This is a genomic window from Candidatus Nitrosopumilus sp. bin_68KS (assembly GCF_054095825.1).
In genome coordinates, this window is sequence record NZ_JBSWSP010000006.1 from 16,373 (window position 1) to 36,943 (window position 20,571).

Sequence of the window (20,571 nt, forward strand, 5' to 3'; positions counted from 1 at the left end):
AAGATAAAATATGTCAAAATGTGAAGAATGTGATGCAGAAATATCCATCCCAAGTGATGCACTTGAAGGAGAAATTGTAACATGTCCAGAATGTGGCGCAAGTTTTGAATTAGAAAAAAGTTCAGACGGTTTCCATCTAAAGCCTGCCCAAACGGTTGGCGAGGATTGGGGACAGTGAGTCCTGACGTTACTATTCTTTACGATTCCATCCGTTGGGAAGAAAAAGCCCTTCTAGAAGCAGGTAAAAAAAACAACATCAATATTCAGATGGTAGATTGTAAGAAACTAGCATTAAATTTAGAAAAAAAACCTGAAGATTATGGAATAGTAATTCAGAGATGTGTAAGCTATTATAGAAATCTACATTCAACTGCAGCTCTTGAAGGATTAGGAGTCAAGGTAATTAATTGCCTAAACACAGGAGTATTTGCAGGAAATAAATTATTTACACATATGTTACTAAAAAAATTTGGCGTTCCAACACCAGATGCCACTGTAGCATTTTCAAAAGATGCTGCATTGGAGGCATTAGATGCAGAAGGGTTTCCCAAAGTAATCAAACCAACTGTAGGAAGTTGGGGAAGATTAATTTCAAAACTTAACGACAGAGATTCAGCTGAAGGTATTATTGAAAGTAGAGAAAACATGTATCCAATTTACCAAATCCATTACCTAGAAGAATTTGTAAAAAGACCTCCAAGAGACATCAGAGCTATAATGGTAGGAGACAAAATTGTCGCTGCAATATACAGAAAATCAAAGCATTGGAAGACAAACATGGCACTTGGTGGAGAAGCAGAACCATGTAAGGTTACATCAGAAATGGAAGAGATGTGTATAAAAGCAAAAAACGCAGTTCAGGGAGACATCGTAGGCGTAGATTTGATGGAAAGTGATGAAAAAGGATTGGTAGTGCATGAAGTGAATAACACTACAGAATACAAAAATACAGTTAGAGTTTGTGAAGTAGACATTCCATCATTAATGCTAAATTATGCCCTAAATATAGAAAAATAAGAATTGACCAACCACCTATCAGAATCAAGATTTGCAGTAAAGATGCTAGAGAAAGCACTGAGACTCTACACACCATCACTAAGTGAAAAACCAATGGCAGAATTTTTAGCAGACAAATGTGATGACTTGGGATTTGAAGATATAGAAATAGACGAGGTTGGAAATGTTATTGCAAGGAAAGGTACAGGATCCCCAAAAATAATGCTATGTGGTCACATGGATGTGGTACCAGGAAAAGTCAAAGTTAGAAAAGAAGGAGATGCACTATATGGTAGAGGAGCATCAGATGCAAAAGCCCCATTAATGGCAATGTTGTTTGCAGCAGCATCAATTCAAAATAATAATGGAACAATAATTTTTGTAGGAGCAGTTGATGAAGAAGGAAACGCAACTGGAATTAAAAATCTTGTTAAAAAAGAAATCGGAATTGACTATGCAATTTTTGGGGAACCTAGTGGAATTAACCAAGTAACAATTGCATACAAAGGAAGATTAGCCATCAATCTCAAAATAAGTGTAGATGATAGTTCACATGCAAGTGCACCATGGCTTTCAAAAAATGCTATTCATGAATCAATGATTTTTGCAAGAGAATTAAAAGAAAGATTAGAGGAAAACCAAGAAAATAGATCCAAAGGAATGTTGTTGACTTCATCAATGACTGAGATTAGAGGCGGTACTAGTCACAATATTACACCAAAGGAATGTGAAACAATTTTCGATATCAGAATTCCTGTAGATATGAACTGTAAAACAATTGAACAAAAGATTGCAGATATTGTTAAAGAGATTTCTCAAAAAAGAGAAGTAGAAGCATTTTATTCAATTCTTGATGAGACTGAACCATTTGAGGCACCACATAATTCACCACTAGTTAGAGCATTGACATTAGGCATACTTGAGGAAACACAGTCAAGGGCCACATTAATTAGAAAAACAGGAACTGGAGACATGAATGTTTTAGGTAATCAATGGGCAATTCCCGTAGTTACCTATGGGCCAGGAGATCCTCATGAAGCACATACAATTGATGAAAAAGTATCCATCGAAGAATACCTAAAAGGGATAGAAATCTTAAAGAAAACTCTACAGCATTTAAAAAGACTTCATGACAGAAAGATGCAGTAATGCTGTGGTTTGTAGGTTTAGGAATTTCGGGATTCAAATCAATTCCCATAGAAGCAATAGATATTTTATCAAAGGCAGATATTGTGTACCTTGAACAATTTACAAGTCCAATTGGAAAATCAGATTTAACTAAAATTAAAAACGCAACTAAAGGTGAATTCAAACCAGCAAAAAGATGGCTTGTAGAAGATGGAAATGAGATTCTAAAAAATGCAAAGAAAAAAAAAGTTGTTTTACTGTCATATGGTGATCCTTACATTGCAACAACCCATATTGAGTTAAGAACAAGAGCAATTGAAGAAAAAATAAAAACACATTCTATTCATGCATCATCATCTCTTACTTCAATGATTGGGGAATGTGGTTTACATTTTTACAAAGTTGGAAGAATTGCAACAATAATGAGTGAAATGAAATCTCTTACAACTCCATATTATGTCATTTACAAAAACATTATTGAAGGAAACCACACAGTTCTTCTTTTAGAATATAATCAAGACAAAGATTTTTTCTTAGATCCTAAAGATGCACTAAATGGACTATTAGAAACAGAGAAAGGACAAAAAAGAAATGTAATTAGTTTAGACAGTTATGCAATTGTTGCATCAAGAGTAGGATTCAAAGATCAGTTAATCATGTCAGGAAAAATTTCTAGTTTAAAGAAAAAAGATTTTGGAAAACCACCTCACACCGTGATAATACCTGGGAGATTACATTTTACAGAATCAGATGCATTGAAAATATTAGGTCAATGTATTGATGAGCCATTTGATAATTCTGAAAAGACAAAGAAAATTTCAAAACAAATGATGGGAAAATACGTACCAATGGTAAGAGAAGCTTTAGAAGAAATTCAACCATATTATAAAAATCAAAAAGAATTTCAGGTAATTTTAGAAAATGCAGAACTATACATAAAAGATGCAGAAAAATTTCTCGAAGATGGTCAAGATGAGGTAGCAATATTGAGTATTGGGTATGCAGATGGTTTAGTAGATGCATTAAGACTGGCCAAAGGCCTTGATCCAAAGATGTAATGTTTAGCGATGAATTAAAGAGAGGGTCAAAAATAGAAAAAATATTGGATCAAAGTGAAAAAATAATTCTATCAGTGATGTACGTATGTCAAATTGATGGAATGCCGTTATCTCAAGCTATAATGAAAAAATGTACGTTATCAGAAGAAATGATAAATTCAAAGATTGACGAATTGATAAAAAACCAATTTGTTAATGAAGATAGATGTACACTTACAGAAATTGGTAGAAGTTCATTACGAGTGGTATTAGCTGGGGGGGTTTTTGACATCATACATCCAGGTCATATCCATACACTAAATGCAGCAAAGGCATTAGGCGACGTACTGGTAGTCGTTGTAGCAACAGATCATACAGCAATTAAGATGAAAAAAAGAAATCCAATTCACACCCAAGAGCAAAGACAAGAATTGGTAAATTCACTATCAATGGTAGATCTATGTCTAGTAGGACAAGAAGATGATATTTTCAAAACAGTTAATCTTGTTAGACCGGAGATAATTGCATTAGGTTATGATCAAGTGCATCAAGAGAAATTCATTACCGAGGGATGTAAAAAAATTAAGCTTGATGCAAAGGTTGCAAGATTACAATCTCCAATTCCAGAAAGTTCCAGCTCCAAAATTGAAAAAGAGTATGGCGAATCTATTCACGGAATCTAAGAATCAATTTTAATTTTAATTGAAATTTTTGAGCCATCCTTAAGTTTTGCAGTCTTTCTCAAACAGGATTTAGAAATTAATTCAATAATTGAATCATCATGATGTGTTCTCTCAAGGATGATTAATTCGCAATTAGCCAAATTATTTAATTTAGCTGGAAAGCATTTTACCCACCCATAGGTTCGTTTTCCATCTGAGAAGCTCTTAATTTTTACACCATTCAAAGTTTCAAATTGTTTAATAGATTCTTGATGTATTTTTTGATCTAATCGTACATTAAGAGTTCCAGGAAATGGAATATATCCAATTTTCGACTGGAATTGTTTTGTGTACCCTTTTAATCCCATATAGTAGGCACCTTCACCCATTCCAGAAACTAAAGTTCCTTTAAGTTCAACATATGAGGGAGAGGAATCCAAACTTTTTCTAAGTATAGCAGATAGTTTGACCATTTCACTGAATCCTTTAGGAGTAATTTTAACAGAGATATTGCGGCCACTAATTATTCTATCTATGAATTGATTCTGTTCTAATTCTAAGAGATGTTTTGATGCAGATTGCTGAGATTTTTTAATATTTTTTCCAAGAGAAGAAGTAGTTATAGTAACATAGTTGTGTTTTGCACCTTTTGATAAGAGATATGAGAGAGTTAAGATGTGCTGAATTTTTAGTTCAGTCATCTAGTTTCCTAAGATACGCCCAAGTCACCGAATGTTTTTAGTGTCATGCCATCAGAGTTTGAAAGTTTAGCAACTCTATGACCAACAACACATTCAACACCTGCATTTTTGGCGCCTTCCAAAAGTCGCTGGGTAATAATTCCATCAAGTAGAAGATATTTTATTCCAGATTGGGATGATAGTTTACTTACTACTTCACTGATTGGGACTTTGAAAACTTCATTTTGATCACCGTCTAAAGCAACGGCTTCAAGCGTTTCATTGAGATTTGGAAAAACTTTTGATGCAACTTCTGCAAGAGGTTTATCATCTTCACTTTTGAGAGCTGGGGCAGGTTTTCCAGATTTAATTTCATCGGCAATTGGTCTTAGAATTTCATCAATTCTTTGTGGAGTTAGTTCTTCGACTTCAACGCCAGTATCAGCTTGTAATTCATAGTCTAAAGTTACAACGGATTTTAATTCTTTGAGAATAAATCCACCAGATCTATCTCCATCAAGAAATGCTACTACAGTGTCTTTATTATTACAAAGTTCTTTGATAGATTCATCAATTTTGGCACCTTCAATTGCTAAAACATTGTCATATCCAGCTCTTAGAAGATTGATTACATCTGCTCTTCCTTCTACCAGTATTACCCATTTAGAATCAAAAACACCAGAACTACATGTTAATTTAGATGGTCCGTATGTTGCTAGTTTTCCAGCATCACCTTGATGAACGTCATTAAGCATTGTTTCTCCTTCACTAACTGTTTTAGTAGCCCATTTTTGCTTGATTTCTTTTGCACGTCTTACAATGTCATCTTTCTTTGCAGCTCGTACATCATCAATTGCTTCTAATTTGAATGTGCAATCAAAAGGTCCGACTTTGTCAATGCTTTCAATTCCGGCAGCAATTAATGCACATGTATCAATATCTGTACTCATTGGAATTAAAGCATCACCTGCAGTAGTATTTGCAGTAGATTTACTATTAACTTCAATACGTCCTACTTTAGAAACTCGTTGCAGCTCATTCAGATTCATCTCTGGGCCTAACAGTCCTTCTGTTTGGCCAAAGATGGCTCCGATTATATCTGCTCTTTCAACGAGTCCATCGACTTCATAGGAAAGTTTAACGTGATATTTGACAATTCCTGATTTACCGGACATAAGTTCATCTCCTTTATTATCATAATTTGGGTTTCTACCTTCGATATATGAGGGTATCGCAATAAATGTTGCAACATACGAAATCTTTCAAAAGATTAATGAGCTTAGCAAATGCTATGTCAATCTAAAAATGAAAAATAATGATAGTTGTTTATTCAGTACTAAATGAGTGACCACATGAACAGGATTTTGTAACGTTTGGATTATTGATTTTAAATCCAGATCCCATTAGACTTTCAATATAGTCTACGTTTGCACCTTGTAGATGGTCAACACTATAACTGTCAACTAGGAGTTTTACTCCATTTTCTTCCATGACTATGTCATCTTCTTCTGGTGCCTTTTCAAAGCCCATCCCATATGATAGACCAGAACAACCACCACCTTGGACATATACTCGAAGATATTCAGGTGATTCTGCTTCTTCTTTCATGAATTCTTTGATCTTCTCAGCTGCTTTTGAGCTGACTGTGATCATCTTTTGTGTTTGCTCAGTTGCCATTATAAACAGAAAAGACGCTTCAAATTATAATAAGCTTTTCCCCCCGAACACACTAGTAATTCAAGAATTAATCATGTTTTTGATTATTTTCTATAGATCTGCATCAGAATCTCCAGAAAATGAATTTGTAATTAATTCAACTGTTGTAACTTCCAAATCACATTTTAAAGAAATTGATTTCACCTTACTTTTGTATAGAAAATATTTTTTTCCGTCCTGATTGATGGATCCAGAAATTGTCAGTAATTTTGCATCATATAGTGTCTGCAATCTTCTATATACAGTGCTAATTGGAATCTTTTTTTCATTTGAAATTTCCATTGCAGATTTTGGTTTTTCTAATGTATTATGTAGAATTTGCTTACAGTATTTATCGGCAAGTATTTCTAAAATAACCTGCTTTCTTTCATCATCAATGATTTTTTTAGATTGGAATAATTCCTGCATATCCTAAAAAAAGAAAAGATATGATTTAATCAATATGATTGCACTGCAAGACATCGTATACAACTATAATTAATTCCTCAAAAAAAAACAAAAGTATGGAACAATTACAGAAAAAAATAGTTCTTCCAACAATAGTATTTTCAATTTTACTGATTTCATTTTCAGTGAATTTTGCAAGTGCTCAGACAGTTCCCGAATGGGTAAAAAACACGGCATTATGGTATGGAGAAGGAGTTGTTTCAGAACAAGAATTTCTAAACATGGTTAAATTTTTGATAGAGAGCAAAGTCATTGTAATAGAAAGTATTGATACTGAAAAAGTAACACATCAAGCAACGGTTACAATTCCTAATGGAAACTCAGAGATTGCAAGTGCAGGATTTTACTTACCTTTGAATCTAGAAATTTCTAAAGGTACCACAGTTACATGGGTAAGTGACGACTCGGTGCTACATAACATTCAAAGTCTAGATGCATCGGGAAACGTAATTGATTGGTTTAACAGTCCTCCATTAAACACAGGTGATAAATTTGAATTCGCTTTTGAAGAACCTGGTATCTACAACTACTATTGTTCATTTCATCCATGGAGAATAGGTTCAGTTACAGTAAAGTAGAGTTGTATAAACTCTAATTTTATTTTTTAAATTGAATAAAATAAGAAAGAGATTGGAAATAACTATTTCTTTGACTTGTTAACAAATGCCGTCATACGTTCTTGTCTATCTGGATGAGTGAAACAATTTCTCCATGCAAGTAATTCAAGACCAAGACCAGTATCAAGATCTGCATTTCGTCCTTTGTTAATTGCAACTTTAGACATTTGAACTCCCATAGTAGAGTTTCCAGCTATTTGTTGTGCCATTTTCAAAGCTTCTTCTTGTAATGATGCAAGAGGAACAACATGGTTAACAAGACCAATTTCTTTTGCTTCATCTGCTTTGATCATTTTACCTGTGTAAACAAGTTCTTTTGCTTTTGCTATTCCCACAATTCGCATTAGTCTTTGAGTCCCACCCCATCCAGGTGGAACTCCAATGGTTACTTCTGGTTGACCAAGTCTAGCAGTATCTGCTGCTATTCTAATATCACAAGACATTGCAAGTTCGCAACCTCCACCTAAAGCAAAGCCATTAACAGCAGCAATAGTTGGTTGTTTTACTAACTCAACAGTTGAAGTTACAAGCTGACCAATTTTTGCATAATCAACTGATTCGTCTGCAGAGATTTTGGACATGTATTCAATATCTGCACCAGCAGAAAATGCCTTTTCTCCTTCACCAGTCAAAATGATAACTTTAACATTATCATCATGATTTAGTTCTTCAAAAGTTTTGATTAGTTCTTTTGCAACATCTATGTTCATAGCATTGAGTTTGTCAGGTCTGTTAATTTTGACAGTACAAACTCCATCAGAAGTAGATGTGGTAACTAGTGACATGTTAATTTGGCAATAGATATGGGAATTAAATGTTCTCTATTTTCCAAGAACTTTGCCCCATTGGGCTAGTGCTGATGCAGCTGCAACCCAAGTTCGAAGATCTTGATATACTGGAACATTATGTTTTTCAATCAATTTAATCATTTTTTCAGTATATGGACCACCATTTCCACCTGCAAGAATTGGTTTCTTCTTTTTCTTTGACAGATCATCTAGAAAACAAACAATTGTTTCTTCCAAGGGATCATCTTGGAAAACAAACCATGGCATTGCAATATCAATATTTTTTTCATCCAAGAATTGTTGAATTACAAATCGATAATCATCAGCGGTTGCTCCACCACCAACATCAGCTGGGTTTCCATTGTGAATTGGAACAGTTGGTGGGAAACGTGCCTTTATTTTTTTGAGAATTGGCGGAGACATTTTTCCTATTGTGAGACCTAATCTTTCTAATTGATCAATTCCCCCAATCATTGGACCAGCACCATTACTAGTCATTGCAACACGGTTACCCTTTGCAGGAGGTTGCCATGCTAATGCCTTTAAAGCTCCAACTAATTCTTGATAACTATCAACTGAAATAATTCCTGCTTGTTTGAAAGCACCCATAATCATTGCATTTGAACCTCCAAGCGAACCTGTATGTGATGCAGCTTGTTTTGCACCTGCAGCAGTTCGTCCACTCTTCCAAATTACTATAGGCTTCTTCTTTTCTTTCATTACACGTTTTGCAGTATTGATGAATTTTCTGCCATCACCAAATCCTTCAACGTATAATCCAATTACTTTAGTTTGAGGATCATTTGCAGCATACCAAATCATATCTGCTTCATCAACATCAGAACGATTTCCAAAACTAATCATCTTTGATAAACCAAAGACATCTGCACTTTCTAGCATACTAATTCCCATAGTTCCACTTTGAGAGAAAAATGCAACATTTCCTAATTTTGAACGTACCATTCTTGCTTGTCCTTGGAATGCACAATCAAGACGATTTGCAGCATTAAACATTCCAATACAATTTGGACCGATAACACGGATTTTGTGTTTTAGGGATAATTCTTTTACTTCAGCTTCCATTGCGGCTCTGTCTCCACCAAGCTCTTTACCTCCACCAGAAACGATTACAACATTATGAATTCCTTTCTTTGCACAGGTTTTCATAATTGGTCCACATAATGAAAGATCAATACATACAACAACAAGATCAACTTTAGCAGGAATGTCATCCAATGATGGATAACATTTGATTCCAAGAATTGATTTTTGCTTAGGATTAATTGGGTATACTTTACCTTTGTAATCTTGTTTTCCAAGTGCATCTAAAACAGAATTACCAATTTTTCCTGGTGTTGCAGATGCACCAACTAATGCGACAGACTTTGGAGTAAAGAAAGACTCCATTGATGCAATGTTTGGTTTTGCTTTTGAGATGGAGTTCTTTTTTAATTTATTATTAAGAATAATTTTTGCATCAACTACAAAATGGGATTTTGGATAAACAATTACCGGGTTAAAGTCAATACTGTTAATGTAATCGGCATTTTCCACGCCTAATTTTCCAATGTTTACTAACATTTTTGCCACCATGTTAAGATCAACAGGTTCACTTCCTCTGAAACCTTTGAGAAGTTTGGAACCCTTGAGTTCGTTTATCATAGATTTTGCATCAGAAGTAGTAATAGGTAGCATTCTAAATGCAACATCTTTGAAAACTTCAGTCATCACTCCTCCCAATCCAGCCATAATCATTGGACCAAATTGTGGATCATTTTGAATACCTACAATTAGTTCAACGCCTTTTGGAACCATCTTTTCCAAAAGAATTCCTTTAACTTCAACACCTTTCTTTTTAGAAAGACGACCATACATGTCATTGAACGTCTTTTTCACGTCATTGACATTATCAATTCCAACTTTTACTCCACCAACATCAGTCTTGTGTAAAATTTGTGGAGATACAACTTTCATTACAAGTGGAAATCCAATTTTTTTTGCTTGTTTTGCTGCGTCATCTGCAGAAGTAGCAAGTGCATAAGGTGGAACTTTTACGCCATAAGTTTTGAGAATAGATTTAGATGATTCTTCAGTGATTACTTTGTGATCTGTTTGAATAATTTCTTCAAAAATTTTCTTCACTGCAGCCATCGTTCGATCGATGAAATCAAATCTAAGTATATTAATGTAAAGTTATTGACAAAGTTTAGGTTCAGATTTTTTAATAATTACGGATTAAATGGAAATTTTTATACATTATTCTAGATTGCGATCAAGATTTTTAGGTATTGTGATTTTAAAAATCGTAGGGGATGATTTAGCTATGATTGTTCCTCCATGTGATTCAACAATAGATTTTACGCTAACTAAACCAAGACCTGTTCCAGTATACTTTGTGGTGAATAAGGGCTCAAAAATATGAGGCAGATTCTCCTCTAAAATGCCTGTGCCAGAGTCTTCTACTTCAAAAATTATAGATTTTTTATTTTCTTCAACTCGAATGTTAATAATTCCATCTCTCCCGATAGCCTGAATTGCATTCAAAATTAAATTATTAATTGCGACAGATATTTTTCTTTGATCACAAATAATATCATAATCCTTTTTTGGAGTAGTTATCACGATACCACGAGGGATGGTTATTGATTCAAGGGAATCTGAAATAATTTTAGAAGTTTTTGTTTTTCCAAATGTATGAGGCCTGTCTTTTACATAATCTAGCACATTATCTATTTGATGTGTAATTCGATCAATTGAATGTTTTATCCTCTCAATCTGCCTTTGTTTTCCATCATCGATTCCATATAGTAAGATTAAATTTTCAACAGATACTTGAATAACTGAAAGAGGGTTTCGCAAATCATGGGATAATCTTGATGCCAATTCCCCAATGTGTGCCATTTTTTGTTGTTTAATTAGTTCATTTGATTGTATTTGGATAATTTCTTGCAATTCTTTTATTGTTTTATTATAGGAATGATTCTGCAATACTGTAAATTCATCCATATAGGAATAATTATTATAGTATTATTTAATATCTTAGTGTAACACTAATCATACAAGTGTATACTTGGACAATTTTATTTATATATTCACGTACATCTTCACTAACACCATGTTTTAAAGTGTTCAACTACATTTAATAGTGTATCTGTATCATATAGTTAATAATTATGCGTTATGAGTATGATGTTTTTGTTAAGGATATGGACAAAAATATAGAAATTAATAATTTTGTGAGGATTACTTTTGGCAGGTAAATTTCTACAATCACATTCAATTATTTTAGGAATTATTATAATTTTTACTGTATTTACTGTGACATTAACTGAGACAATTCAGATTGTTGAGGGATTAGCAGCTGGTGGTGATAAAATGATTTACAAATTACAAAGGGGGGAATCTCAATTACTTACATGGACCCTGATAAATGATGAAGATAAAAAACTCGATGTGGAATTTTATGCAACTGGTCCCGGATCTGAACTTTTCGTGTTTGAAGAATACATAACTATGGAGCCAAAAAGTTCCGAAAAATTTGAAATTTTAGTTGTTGTTCCAAAGGATCATGAAGATAATGTGGAATACCATCCAAAATTATTCGCTTTAACAAGAGGTGAAAAACTTGAAAATGTTGGTGCAGGAATTGTTATGAATTTACAAATGCAGACTAATCCAATAATCAAAATCGGCGACAATCCAATTTATACTTCTCCTATAACTGAAGATAGTAAAAAAATACCAGAAGCTAGAATTGTTAAAGAAAAAACAGTTGAAGAAAAAAAAGAGAAAGTTGAAGAAGAAAAAATAGAAACAATTGAAGAAAAACTCGCTAGAATTCAAGCAGCGAATGCTGCAAATAATATTCCAGAAATGCAAGTGTATGACACAGTGGAAGAAACCTTTGAAAAAGAATCAGTGATAGATTATGATCCAGAACCAATTCCAGATCCAGAACCAATCGTAGAGCAAGTCACCAAAGAGGAAAATGAAGGAGGTGGATGTTTAATTGCAACAGCTGCATTCGGTACAGAATTAGCCCCTCAAGTCCAGATCTTGAGAGAAATCAGAGATAACACCATAATGAGTACGGGTGTTGGTAAATCCTTTATGACAGGATTTAACACAGCATATTATTCATTTTCTCCAACAATCGCTGACATGGAAAGAGAAAATCCCATGTTCAAAGAAGTAGTTAGAGTATTTATCACTCCAATGATTTCAACATTATCAATTATGAAATTGGGTGAAGAAGGGAATGATATACAAGTTTTTGGTTTAGGGATTTCAGTTATTGTACTAAACTTGGGATTGTATGTTGTTGCCCCTATTGTGACAGGTTATGCAGTTGGCAAACTTAAAAGAAAATAGGACTTATTGCAATAAATTTACCTTTTTCTATTTTCATTAATTTCAAATTTGTGATTAATGTAACTGATCCAGTCGCCAGATATTTATAACACTATTTATAGTGGTGTTACACTAGTAATAGAAACCTTATTAAAAACCATGCTGGTGAAACTTTCAATGACATATAACACAAAAAATTCAACAATTGTGTTTTCGTTTGCAGCTTTGTTAATGATAATGCCATTTGTTAACTCAAACGCATTTGGAGACGGTTCAGCAGATTTGGATAATGTATGTGGTTTCACTACAACTAACCCCTTTGCTTTTGGTGATTTCGCCAGAGGTGCAACAGTCTCTGAAGCAACAGTTCAATTTCCAGCCGTAGCTGATACTACAGGATCTGCAAGATTTACAGTCTCTGCAACCGATTGGATTGGTGATGGTGATCGTGCTTCTGGTACAGTTACCGTTGTGAATGTAGTTGAAGATGAAACAATAACAATCAATTCAATTGTATACACTGCAAAAGATTCTCCATCACTTGCAACTGAGTTTCTAAGTGGTGCGACAAATGATCTTGACAGTGCACAGTCATTAGCTGATAAAGTTAGAGCGAATGATGCCGATGTAAGAACTTCGACATCCGGAACTAATGTAGTAACTGTTGCAGCCGAAACTAGAGGTACTGGTGGAAACGCCTTTACTCTAGCAGAATCTGTAACTGATGCTGGCACAGTATTAAGTGGTAACACATTAACTGGTGGCGGCTCTAATGCAATAAAACACATGGAAGCAGAAGTAACCAAATTTGATATTACATCAGACGGTACTTCTAGTGCTGGCACAGCTTATGCATCAAAACAAGCATTCAATGCAGCTGGTGTAGATAAAGAAATGATTGGAGGCACAGATCCAGATAATTCACTTGACATATCATTGGAAATAACTGGTGTTGGAACTCTAATCAACATGCCATATGATGGGCCACTAACACAAACCTTGACATTCACTGTTACCTGTGACGGAACATAATTGCCAAAATCTTTTCTATTTTTTTTATTCTTAATTCCATTTCTAATTATACAGGTTTCAATTGCATATGGAGATACGGTAGCTACTGCATATTTGCTTCCAGAAGGAGAAACTGCAATAGCTAACGATGAAGTTGTTTTAAATGATAATTCCAATTTGAATTTGTCGGAAAATGTAATTGTCGTTGATCAAACTACTAAAAGTATTGGAGGGATAGATGTTAATTTAACTCAAAAGGTCAAATTTATAGCCACTAAAGGCACTGGAATCAAAATAACCAACACACAATTGTCATCTATAACAGTATCCATTCCTGATAAAACAACAATGTCTGCACCTAGTTCATGGAATGGGAAAATCACACCGCCTAAACAAATCACTACGTCCGGTACTATCCCATCAGGATTTCAAACGCCTACAACTTCAATTCAAGTTGGTAGTCCTGACGTTATTTTAATATTTGATAAATCAGTTACCATTATACTTGAAGGAACAACAGGACAGACTGCATACAAACTTCCAGGACAAACATCATGGATTCTAATCTCTACATGTCTTGGAACATATGATAACCCCACAGATCCCCCAGTAGATGGTGAATGTTCTATCTCTAATGGTGTTGATACAAAAATTGTAACTTTTCACTTTACAGAATTTACTGGACTATCAACCACCTCCACAACTACGACTACGACAACCCCTACAATTTCATCAGGAACATCAAATTCGGGAGGTGGAGGAGGCAGTCGTTCTTCATCCTCTAGTTCAGGATCATCCAGTACAGGATACGCAGGAAAACTCCTCCCAGAAGGCGCAGTTTCTGAATCAAGTGTGTTCCCAAAATGGTTTCAAACATCTCTAGTTACATATTGGATTGATGGTTTGATTACCGATTATGAATTCAAAAATGCAATGAATTACATGCTAAACAAAAATATAATAAAAATCGATATTATCAAAGAAAAAGATGTGCCATTATTGGATTTGGCACCATCAATAAAGCAACTATTCAAACTGTGGTCATTAGACAAACTTTCAGATTCAGCAATTATCAACATTGTAAAGCATTACAGAACCGTTGGTGTTTGGTAGCAAGTATGATTTTTGGAGTATTTGTTCGGACAACATAAATTATTTTTAATGATCACACTAGTTATGGACATATGATTATTGTCAATCCCATGAATCAACTCTCAACAATGTTTAGAATTATTTTATTTTGAGTAAAAATTTATCAATGTCTCTAGTCTCAATAAATTCTTCCAAATTTTCTTCAACAGCATTAATAATTTTTCGGTGTTTTTTCCCACATGCTTCCTTTAAAACATCATTAATGTATTGGGGAGTGACATAACAATTATTTAATTCACAGTTATATTTTGAATTTAATTTTTTAGAGACTAATTCTATCATGGATTTGCCACCTACATCTAAAAGTGCTTGTTCTAATGCATAGCTTACAAGAGCTTTCTTTACTACTGTCAAAAACACCCCTCTTGATCATATTTCATGTCAGACAAACTCATTATTTAAAACAGATTTTGATTTAAAAAGAGGTGTAAGTTTACAACGAGCATAATTATTTTTGTGCCTAATTTCATAATTTTTTTTTATAATAACATAATAAGGAGCACATATCGTATTATTTTTCATCAATAATACAATATCATAATATGTTTATAACACTTTTGTTAATGGCGTATAATATTATTATTAGTGTAACTATTTTTTACAGATATGTTGAGAATTCAGATCTCCTCGATATAATGATTCTAAAGCGCCCAAGTCACATTCAGAAATATATTGATTATTTGTATTAATTTTATAATACATAATATCATCAGGATCTGATGAATGTTGTAATCCCAATGCATGTCCCATTTCATGACGTGTAATGTCTGCCAATCTATGCCCATCCAATTGACCTGCATCATAAATTGTAATACGTGATTTTAGTATCTGATTTTGTTCATCATCAATTATAGAACGTGTATACCCAGAATACCCCTCTGAATTTTTTTCATTTATCAAGAGAATTAGTATGTCCCCATCATTATCCATTGATTCATGAGTATGTAGTGTATTGGGCAGATTGTATTGGAATCCAGTTCTATCCACATCATTTAGTATACCTTGCCATCCAGTATAGAATTTTGATGAATTCATCGACGATCCTTTATGTGTCTCTAAATCATTTATCACAATAATTTTTTCAGACATTATTGATTCTTCAATCATTGCTAAATTTCTTTTTGAGACTTGTGCATGATTAGATATGTGGACATGTAAAATGCTCTCAGGTTCAGGCAAATTCCAAGCCAACCACGTAATTACGGAATCCCCCCTTAGGGACTGTGTTATGAAATGACCACCTTCTAAAAAGACATTATTTGAATGCAAAATAGAAGGAAAAATGAAAAACAACATTATTGTAATAATCAAAAACACTAGAATGAAAAAATGATGGTTTTTTCGCCGTAATGCAAAGTTTAGTTTTTCATACTTTTGGGCGGTAATGCTTATTTGGTTTGTTAATTGATCAATTTTGTAATTAAGAACCTCTTTATCCGTTAATTGTTTGTTCAAATGCACATACACCACCATTAATAGTGTAACACTATTAGATAAATAATGCATATTCTAGTGTCAAAAATAGGTAAAAAACCAAGAAATATCCATAGTTTAAATAAAAATCAATTTAACCAAGGAATTGAGGGAATATTCAATGGATAATGGTGACTTTGTGATCTTATTACGAATGTTGTCTAAAAAAGGATTTTTAGATACTTTATGGTACATTAATGATAAAAAACAACTTCACTATAATGAACTTCAAAAATACTTGATGAGGAAGAAAGTTGTAACTAGTCAGGCATCAGTAACCATCATTTTGAATGGCTTGACAAATCTCAAATTGCTTGATAGGGCAGTCATTGATGGAAAGCCACCCAGAACAAGTTATTCTGTTACTAAATTGGGCAAAACAGTTCTTAATCAATTAAATAATTTAAAAAAATCTTTTTAATTCAATAACCTTAAATTTCTGTGTAACACCAAATTTAGTGGTGTACATATTGTGAGTGTGGCTCCAAATGGGTAAAAAAGTGCAAATTGATGCCATCACAAAAAACCAAATGAAGCAAGCCTTAATTTCATTTACAATCGAGCAAAGTTTGATTGACGGGGGAGGAAAAGAAATTTTTGATAAGACCATAGATGACTTGAGGCATAAATTTGATTGCGATACTTCAGAATGTTATAATCATCCAGAATACTTTATTCAGATTTTAAATGAAATGCCCAAAAGAATTCAAGAAAAAATCATCAAAACAATCATTGAGAGGTTAAAAGAATTTGAATATCAAGAAGAGATTAAGGAGTTCATAAGAGTACTTTCCAAAAATAAAAAATCTTGAAGATCATGGGTAAAAAAAGAAGCATTTCATTGGATGATGAGATAATAAAAAAACTAAAAAAACAACAAGGGAATATGATAAAGGATTCAAAAAAACACATTAGTTTTTCTTTTGTTATTAATGAATATCTGAGAAAGGCTCTATAGATGAGATATTTTATTTATACATAAAATTGTGTTCCAGCATCAAATGTCTAGTTTTCATAACTATTCCTCCAACACAATTACTTTGCCAATCATTCAAGGATGGGTTCACCATGATATTCAAAAATACCTGTCTGATTAAAGATTACAGTTGATTCTTTGTTGGGATGAATTATCCCAGTTGTCCAAAAGTTCTCCTCACCTTCATTACTGGTAAACCTATGAGCAGCATCATCAGATAGTAATTGTAATTTTGCAGTTATTTAGAAAAATGCATAAAAAATACACACCCTCTTTTTAGTCTATTTGACGCCTTGATTAAGCCCCCTTGACTTTCCATTATGCTTTTACAACAAGACAACCCCAAACCCGTCCCATTCTGTTTTGTGGTAATTAATGGTTCAAAAATTTTATCTAGAATTTTGGGTTTAATTCCAACTCCATCATCTTCAATTTTTACGATTGTCCAGTTTTTGTTTGAAACAAAGGAAACCCGTATGGTTCCATCATTTTCAATTGCCTGAATTGCATTGGTAAAAATATTTACAAACACTATGATTGTTTTTTCATTATCGCATAATATTTCACAGTCATTTAGAGGCAATTGAATCTTAATTCTTGCAGGAAAATTTGTTCTCTCAATACTATCCTGCAACATGGACGTCAAAGAATGATGTTTCTTTTCCACAGTTGGTGATTTTAAAAAATCCCAAATGTCATCTATTTGATGAGTAATTCTAAAAATTGAACGGCTGATTTTTTCAAATTGCTTTTCTTGCTCTTCATTTAATGCATATCGTATTCTGAAATTTTCCAAAGTAATTTGAATTACGGATAGAGGATTTCTCATATCATGTGCAATTCTTGAGGATAAATCTCCAATAATTGCTAGTTTTTCAATTTGAGTCTTTTTTTTATTTTCATTTTTCAATACTGTCATCATGCCAAATATCATTGCGAAACTAGACATTAAATTAATCAGTATAAAATTAGTATCTGAAATCACAAATGATTCTTTGTAATCAGGTTCAAAAACAAATTTTTCAATTTGTGAGAAATCTTTTATCGGTGTTTGTGTGATTCTTTGCTGTTCAAATGTAATTGTATCATATGATTGGTTGATGGGAGTCAAAAACTGAGTTGTTATCAGTATTGTTGAAATTTGCATTACAACTAACAACCCTATAATGATTTTAGTTTTCACTGTGTTTTTGAGTTTTTTGGATTTCTAAAACATTGTATAGTCAATTTGATCAAACTATTCATATTATAATATGATATGAGTATATTAATGTAAAGTTATTGACAAAGTTTAGGTTCAAATTTTTCAATAATTATAGATTAAATGATAATTTTTACACGTTATTCCATATTGCGATCAATGATTTTTAGAGTATTCCTACTATTAAGAATAAGACTCTATTGTTTGTATGAATTCATTTTAAATTAAATAGTTAGATTTTGTGAGATTATTTATTTCAACAATCCAATCAGAAACCAACATTTGCAAATTATTGGAATTGTGCAGGGTGGCTTGCCCTAAAACATCCCACCAAAGATTCAGGAGAATCTGAGAAATATCCAAGCATATCTTTAATTTTGCAATCAATTGGAATGTATGAGTAACCACTAAGATCATTTGTCACAAAAAACAAAGTTGCAGCAGAGATCAATACTGCAACAATACAAAAAACAAAAAGTCTAATTTTCATTTTCTAATCAAATCCAAATTCTTCATACTCAGGTAAGAATATATCATATTTTATTTTCAAAGAAGAATCTATTATCTTAGGCATATCACATGGGAATAATTCTGGAGGAGTGTATGGATGAAGACCCCAAAATTCAGCATATGTTTTATTTTCATATTCGTATAGACCTATGTATCGTACAAGATGTGTTGATTTCCATGGATTCAAACATGAAAGAAAAGTATCATTTGGAGATAATGTTGCAGTGTGAATGATATTTGAAGTAGCATCCACATCATTTGATTCATTAAAATCAACTTGTATTGTATTTGAATTTTTATCAATTATCTTTAGATTTTCAATACTAAACCATTTAACATCAGATTTACCTTCTGGAAAAGATACAAGTTCTCCATAAGAGATTGGTCCTGCTGAACTAGATTTAACTTCCCGATTTCCAATTGCATCTCCTCTTTCTCGTCTGCAAACAAATTCATCTTGTTTTATCTCTACACATTTGTAGGAATCATTCATTTTTTTGACACATTCTTTATCACATTTAGGATCATCAGGGTATAGGGCAACTCTTGACAAGGGTTCTTGAAAGTAAATGTAATCACTGATAAGCAAAATTGCAGGAAGAATGATCACAATGGATGAAATTGCATAAACTGTATTTTTGAGATTAGGATTCATTTTCTAATCCATCTTAAAACTAGTTCCAAGACTCAAATCATATGGAATTGAATGCTCTACCATATCAGGCATCTTACAGGGAAGTAATGTATCAGGCATCCTTACATGACTCCCCCAGAATTCAAGGTATGTTTTTCCACCCATTTCAATTGCATCAAGATATTCTACAACATGTCCCATTTTTCTTTCAGTTCCAGTACAGTGAGATACAAATGTTTGTCCCGGGACAAGATTTGCAAAGTATTCAAACTGAGGTTCTGGCGGGTTTATGTTATGATTTGCAAATTTTATTCTAATTTGCTTAGTATCAGGATCGATTAAATCTACTTTGTCAATATCAAAGAGTCGTCCATCATCGGTCGTAATACCGTTTGGAAAATATAGAAATTCACCATATTCTGGTGGAAATGCAGTGCGCACCTGTATTTCTCTGTCAGGATAAAAAATTTCTCTAGGTGGCCTACAAACATATTCATTTTTTGTGGTTTCAGTACAGATACGCCCCTCCTCTTCTTGTTTGAATTTGCATTCTTCATCACATCCAATGTCATGGTATTGTTCGACATCATGCAGTGCCTCCCAATACGGGATAGAACTTGGCTGAATGGAAATTAATACCAAAGATGTAAAAGCCAAAACTCCAACAGTTACAATTATTCCATATTCTAGTTTCATTTTCTAATCATCAAAAGTCCAGATTTTATTTTTCTATCTCTCTAAAACAAACTCTATCTCATTATTAATTATAGAATATGTCAAGACATCACTACAACTCTTCATAGTAACACTAGCAGTACTTCCAGAACCAGTTTCAATCTCACAGTACTGTGTTATCACATCAGATTCTAATAGAAAATAGTTTGTTGCCCATTCAGGAAGTTCTTCGCCAAGTTCTATTACAAAGATGCATTCATTGTTGTGAAGTAACTGGCCTTTTATACAATCAATTTCAGTCAAAGTGTAAGTGGGTTCAGATACTACCACATATTCCAACTCAACTGGCGGGGAAAGTGCAGTTGGATTATCGATGCTTTCCCAGACAAAAAATGTAGTTCTGTATTCTCCCGCACTTTGTGGAATCCACGAACATGTTCTGTGAGTATCTACATGAAATTCGGTAAATTTTTCACAGGTTGGATCATCAAAATGTTTAGTATAGAATATTTTCAATT

25 protein-coding genes are annotated in these 20,571 nt (G+C 33.3%); 11 read left to right on the forward strand and 14 right to left on the reverse strand.

Annotated elements, in window-relative coordinates; genetic code table 11:
* The first annotated feature begins 10 nt into the window (after positions 1-10).
* The 5 genes from lysW/argW (at position 11) to ACW9W3_RS01735 (ending at position 3,844) form a co-directional block, all read left to right on the forward strand.
* Positions 11-178: an alpha-aminoadipate/glutamate carrier protein LysW/ArgW gene (gene lysW/argW / locus ACW9W3_RS01715; RefSeq protein WP_457764441.1), complete on the forward strand. Its 168-nt coding sequence runs from the start codon at positions 11-13 to the stop codon at positions 176-178.
* The gene (gene lysX, locus ACW9W3_RS01720; protein ID WP_457764442.1) at positions 175-1,017 is read left to right on the forward strand and encodes a lysine biosynthesis protein LysX; all 843 of its coding nucleotides are present in this window, start codon (positions 175-177) and stop codon (positions 1,015-1,017) included. Before lysW/argW ends, lysX begins: the two co-directional genes overlap by 4 nt.
* A gap of 42 nt (positions 1,018-1,059) precedes the next feature.
* Positions 1,060-2,145, forward strand: a complete 1,086-nt coding sequence (locus tag ACW9W3_RS01725; RefSeq protein ID WP_457764497.1) for a M20/M25/M40 family metallo-hydrolase — start codon at positions 1,060-1,062, stop codon at positions 2,143-2,145.
* Entirely contained in the window at positions 2,145-3,182 is a 1,038-nt protein-coding gene (dph5, locus tag ACW9W3_RS01730; protein ID WP_457764443.1) for a diphthine synthase, read from the forward strand. Before ACW9W3_RS01725 ends, dph5 begins: the two co-directional genes overlap by 1 nt.
* 101 nt (positions 3,183-3,283) lie before the next feature.
* The gene (locus tag ACW9W3_RS01735; protein WP_457764498.1) at positions 3,284-3,844 is read left to right on the forward strand and encodes an adenylyltransferase/cytidyltransferase family protein; all 561 of its coding nucleotides are present in this window, start codon (positions 3,284-3,286) and stop codon (positions 3,842-3,844) included.
* Here the strand turns inward: ACW9W3_RS01735 and ACW9W3_RS01740 are convergent.
* The 4 genes from ACW9W3_RS01740 to ACW9W3_RS01755 all read right to left on the reverse strand — a co-directional run bounded on the left by ACW9W3_RS01740 (position 3,841) and on the right by ACW9W3_RS01755 (position 6,627).
* Positions 3,841-4,524, reverse strand: coding sequence for a DUF120 domain-containing protein (locus ACW9W3_RS01740; protein ID WP_457764444.1), 684 nt, complete (start codon positions 4,522-4,524; stop codon positions 3,841-3,843). The genes ACW9W3_RS01735 and ACW9W3_RS01740 overlap by 4 nt on opposite strands.
* A gap of 8 nt (positions 4,525-4,532) precedes the next feature.
* Complete coding sequence (gene dnaG / locus ACW9W3_RS01745) at positions 4,533-5,678, reverse strand: DNA primase DnaG (RefSeq protein ID WP_457764445.1); 1,146 nt, start codon at positions 5,676-5,678, stop codon at positions 4,533-4,535.
* Between the two features lie 151 nt (positions 5,679-5,829).
* Positions 5,830-6,180 carry an iron-sulfur cluster insertion protein ErpA gene (gene erpA / locus ACW9W3_RS01750; protein ID WP_457764446.1) on the reverse strand — a complete coding sequence of 117 codons (351 nt, stop codon included), beginning with the start codon at positions 6,178-6,180 and terminating at the stop codon, positions 5,830-5,832.
* A 90-nt stretch (positions 6,181-6,270) separates the two neighbouring features.
* Positions 6,271-6,627, reverse strand: a complete 357-nt coding sequence (locus ACW9W3_RS01755) for an ArsR family transcriptional regulator (protein ID WP_457764447.1) — start codon at positions 6,625-6,627, stop codon at positions 6,271-6,273.
* A 95-nt stretch (positions 6,628-6,722) separates the two neighbouring features.
* Between ACW9W3_RS01755 and ACW9W3_RS01760 the strand changes: the two genes are divergently transcribed.
* Positions 6,723-7,244, forward strand: coding sequence for a cupredoxin domain-containing protein (locus ACW9W3_RS01760; protein ID WP_457764448.1), 522 nt, complete (start codon positions 6,723-6,725; stop codon positions 7,242-7,244).
* A 62-nt stretch (positions 7,245-7,306) separates the two neighbouring features.
* On the opposite strand, the gene ACW9W3_RS01765 is transcribed toward ACW9W3_RS01760, so the two are convergent.
* From ACW9W3_RS01765 to ACW9W3_RS01775, 3 genes are all read right to left on the reverse strand, one after another.
* Positions 7,307-8,068 (reverse strand): enoyl-CoA hydratase/isomerase family protein, encoded by a 762-nt coding sequence (locus ACW9W3_RS01765; protein WP_457764449.1) that lies wholly within the window; start codon positions 8,066-8,068, stop codon positions 7,307-7,309.
* A gap of 36 nt (positions 8,069-8,104) precedes the next feature.
* Positions 8,105-10,222, reverse strand: coding sequence for a 3-hydroxypropionate--CoA ligase (locus ACW9W3_RS01770; protein ID WP_457764450.1), 2,118 nt, complete (start codon positions 10,220-10,222; stop codon positions 8,105-8,107).
* A 105-nt stretch (positions 10,223-10,327) separates the two neighbouring features.
* Complete coding sequence (locus ACW9W3_RS01775) at positions 10,328-11,077, reverse strand: sensor histidine kinase (protein WP_457764451.1); 750 nt, start codon at positions 11,075-11,077, stop codon at positions 10,328-10,330.
* A gap of 243 nt (positions 11,078-11,320) precedes the next feature.
* Between ACW9W3_RS01775 and ACW9W3_RS01780 the strand changes: the two genes are divergently transcribed.
* The 3 genes from ACW9W3_RS01780 to ACW9W3_RS01790 all read left to right on the forward strand — a co-directional run bounded on the left by ACW9W3_RS01780 (position 11,321) and on the right by ACW9W3_RS01790 (position 14,545).
* A complete protein-coding gene (locus tag ACW9W3_RS01780; protein ID WP_457764452.1) occupies positions 11,321-12,442 on the forward strand; it encodes a CFI-box-CTERM domain-containing protein in 1,122 nt (373 codons plus the stop codon).
* A gap of 156 nt (positions 12,443-12,598) precedes the next feature.
* A complete protein-coding gene (locus ACW9W3_RS01785; RefSeq protein ID WP_457764453.1) occupies positions 12,599-13,453 on the forward strand; it encodes a hypothetical protein in 855 nt (284 codons plus the stop codon).
* The gene (locus ACW9W3_RS01790; RefSeq protein WP_457764454.1) at positions 13,454-14,545 is read left to right on the forward strand and encodes a hypothetical protein; all 1,092 of its coding nucleotides are present in this window, start codon (positions 13,454-13,456) and stop codon (positions 14,543-14,545) included. It abuts the gene before it with no gap.
* A gap of 117 nt (positions 14,546-14,662) precedes the next feature.
* Here ACW9W3_RS01790 and ACW9W3_RS01795 read toward each other — a convergent pair whose 3' ends face one another.
* Both ACW9W3_RS01795 and ACW9W3_RS01800 read right to left on the reverse strand, forming a co-directional pair.
* Complete coding sequence (locus tag ACW9W3_RS01795) at positions 14,663-14,938, reverse strand: hypothetical protein (RefSeq protein WP_457764455.1); 276 nt, start codon at positions 14,936-14,938, stop codon at positions 14,663-14,665.
* Positions 14,939-15,175: 237 nt separating this feature from the next.
* Positions 15,176-16,039, reverse strand: a complete 864-nt coding sequence (locus ACW9W3_RS01800; RefSeq protein ID WP_457764456.1) for a matrixin family metalloprotease — start codon at positions 16,037-16,039, stop codon at positions 15,176-15,178.
* 124 nt (positions 16,040-16,163) lie between these two features.
* Here ACW9W3_RS01800 and ACW9W3_RS01805 point away from each other — a divergent pair, with 124 nt between their 5' ends.
* Positions 16,164-16,478 (forward strand): winged helix-turn-helix transcriptional regulator, encoded by a 315-nt coding sequence (locus tag ACW9W3_RS01805; RefSeq protein WP_457764457.1) that lies wholly within the window; start codon positions 16,164-16,166, stop codon positions 16,476-16,478.
* Between the two features lie 67 nt (positions 16,479-16,545).
* On the forward strand, positions 16,546-16,869 hold the full coding sequence (locus ACW9W3_RS01810) for a hypothetical protein (RefSeq protein ID WP_457764458.1): 324 nt from the start codon (positions 16,546-16,548) through the stop codon (positions 16,867-16,869).
* Positions 16,870-17,271: 402 nt separating this feature from the next.
* Here the strand turns inward: ACW9W3_RS01810 and ACW9W3_RS01815 are convergent, their stop codons facing one another.
* The 5 genes from ACW9W3_RS01815 to ACW9W3_RS01835 form a co-directional block, all read right to left on the reverse strand.
* Positions 17,272-18,216 carry a sensor histidine kinase gene (locus ACW9W3_RS01815; protein WP_457764459.1) on the reverse strand — a complete coding sequence of 315 codons (945 nt, stop codon included), beginning with the start codon at positions 18,214-18,216 and terminating at the stop codon, positions 17,272-17,274.
* A 307-nt stretch (positions 18,217-18,523) separates the two neighbouring features.
* Positions 18,524-18,724 (reverse strand): hypothetical protein, encoded by a 201-nt coding sequence (locus ACW9W3_RS01820; RefSeq protein ID WP_457764460.1) that lies wholly within the window; start codon positions 18,722-18,724, stop codon positions 18,524-18,526.
* Between the two features lie 3 nt (positions 18,725-18,727).
* A complete protein-coding gene (locus ACW9W3_RS01825; protein ID WP_457764461.1) occupies positions 18,728-19,399 on the reverse strand; it encodes a hypothetical protein in 672 nt (223 codons plus the stop codon).
* Between the two features lie 3 nt (positions 19,400-19,402).
* Complete coding sequence (locus ACW9W3_RS01830) at positions 19,403-20,074, reverse strand: hypothetical protein (RefSeq protein ID WP_457764462.1); 672 nt, start codon at positions 20,072-20,074, stop codon at positions 19,403-19,405.
* A gap of 33 nt (positions 20,075-20,107) precedes the next feature.
* A complete protein-coding gene (locus ACW9W3_RS01835) occupies positions 20,108-20,569 on the reverse strand; it encodes a hypothetical protein (protein WP_457764463.1) in 462 nt (153 codons plus the stop codon).
* Positions 20,570-20,571: the final 2 nt, after the last annotated feature.

Coding starts and splice junctions, on each gene's coding strand:
- ACW9W3_RS01755 (WP_457764447.1), bottom strand. CDS start 6,627: ATGCAGGAATTATTCCAATCTAAAAAAATCATTGATGATGAAAGAAAG.
- dnaG (WP_457764445.1), bottom strand. CDS start 5,678: ATGTCCGGTAAATCAGGAATTGTCAAATATCACGTTAAACTTTCCTAT.
- ACW9W3_RS01760 (WP_457764448.1), top strand. CDS start 6,723: ATGGAACAATTACAGAAAAAAATAGTTCTTCCAACAATAGTATTTTCA.
- dph5 (WP_457764443.1), top strand. CDS start 2,145: ATGCTGTGGTTTGTAGGTTTAGGAATTTCGGGATTCAAATCAATTCCC.
- ACW9W3_RS01725 (WP_457764497.1), top strand. CDS start 1,060: ATGCTAGAGAAAGCACTGAGACTCTACACACCATCACTAAGTGAAAAA.
- ACW9W3_RS01740 (WP_457764444.1), bottom strand. CDS start 4,524: ATGACTGAACTAAAAATTCAGCACATCTTAACTCTCTCATATCTCTTA.
- ACW9W3_RS01775 (WP_457764451.1), bottom strand. CDS start 11,077: ATGGATGAATTTACAGTATTGCAGAATCATTCCTATAATAAAACAATA.
- ACW9W3_RS01770 (WP_457764450.1), bottom strand. CDS start 10,222: ATGGCTGCAGTGAAGAAAATTTTTGAAGAAATTATTCAAACAGATCAC.
- ACW9W3_RS01735 (WP_457764498.1), top strand. CDS start 3,284: ATGCCGTTATCTCAAGCTATAATGAAAAAATGTACGTTATCAGAAGAA.
- ACW9W3_RS01785 (WP_457764453.1), top strand. CDS start 12,599: ATGACATATAACACAAAAAATTCAACAATTGTGTTTTCGTTTGCAGCT.
- ACW9W3_RS01825 (WP_457764461.1), bottom strand. CDS start 19,399: ATGAATCCTAATCTCAAAAATACAGTTTATGCAATTTCATCCATTGTG.
- lysW/argW (WP_457764441.1), top strand. CDS start 11: ATGTCAAAATGTGAAGAATGTGATGCAGAAATATCCATCCCAAGTGAT.
- ACW9W3_RS01765 (WP_457764449.1), bottom strand. CDS start 8,068: ATGTCACTAGTTACCACATCTACTTCTGATGGAGTTTGTACTGTCAAA.
- ACW9W3_RS01810 (WP_457764458.1), top strand. CDS start 16,546: ATGGGTAAAAAAGTGCAAATTGATGCCATCACAAAAAACCAAATGAAG.
- ACW9W3_RS01830 (WP_457764462.1), bottom strand. CDS start 20,074: ATGAAACTAGAATATGGAATAATTGTAACTGTTGGAGTTTTGGCTTTT.
- ACW9W3_RS01820 (WP_457764460.1), bottom strand. CDS start 18,724: ATGAAAATTAGACTTTTTGTTTTTTGTATTGTTGCAGTATTGATCTCT.
- erpA (WP_457764446.1), bottom strand. CDS start 6,180: ATGGCAACTGAGCAAACACAAAAGATGATCACAGTCAGCTCAAAAGCA.